Annotated in this window: 1 protein-coding gene; it reads right to left on the bottom strand. The window is 78.4% G+C overall.

The window, feature by feature from the left end:
• Nucleotides 1-519: alcohol dehydrogenase catalytic domain-containing protein (locus FOE67_RS27505; protein ID WP_182667519.1), on the bottom strand; the 519-nt coding region annotated here is incomplete at its 3' end.
• Nucleotides 520-747: the final 228 nt, after the last annotated feature.

Here is a 747-nt window from a genome sequence, read left to right as displayed (position 1 = left end):
AGACAGCCCCACCCGGGCCCCGCGTGCCCGCGCGCCGCCCACCAGCAGCGAACCCACGCCCCCGGCGGCGGCCATCACCAGCACGGTGTCCGAGGGGCCCGGCGCGGCGATCCGCAGGATCCCGGCGGCCGTGCGCCCCGTTCCCACCAGCGCGACGGCCCGGTCCTCCGGCAGGTCGGCGGGGAGTTCGTGCAGCCGCTCCACGGCGGTCACCGCCCGCTCCGCGTACCCGCCGGGCACCATGCCGAGGTGGGCGACGACCCGCCGCCCGAGCCACCGCTCCGGTACACCCGGCCCGAGCGCGTCCACGGTGCCGGCCACCTCCCGACCGGGCACGGTCGGCAGCTCCGGCAGCGGGAAGCCGCCGGCGCGACCCGCGCGCAGGGCGGTGTCCAACAGGTGCACGCCCGCGGCGGCGACCGCGATCCCCACCTCGCCGGGACCCGGTTCGGGGTCGGGGACCTCCTCGGGGCGCAGATTCCCCGGCGGACCGAAGGCGTGCAGACGGATGGCGAGCATGGCGGGCTCCTCCCCTCGTCCCGGCACGGGCCGGGAGCCGTGTGCCGCCCGTTGACGGGCGGCACACCCCATGCTGAAACCTCCACCTCGCTTGAGGTCAAGCCGGGGTCGTGCGGGCGGGCCACCGGCGACCGACCGCCGCGCCGTTCCCCGCCGACTGTCGGTGTGACCGGGCACACTGCCCCCATGCCCTCCTCCGCCCGTCGCCGCTCCGCACCCGCCCGCACC

Source organism: Streptomyces calidiresistens (assembly GCF_014141525.1).
GTDB classification, from domain to species: domain Bacteria; phylum Actinomycetota; class Actinomycetes; order Streptomycetales; family Streptomycetaceae; genus Streptomyces; species Streptomyces calidiresistens.
The sequence above is the reverse complement of the archived record's forward strand: the minus strand, read 5'-3'. Positions and strand labels throughout refer to the sequence as shown.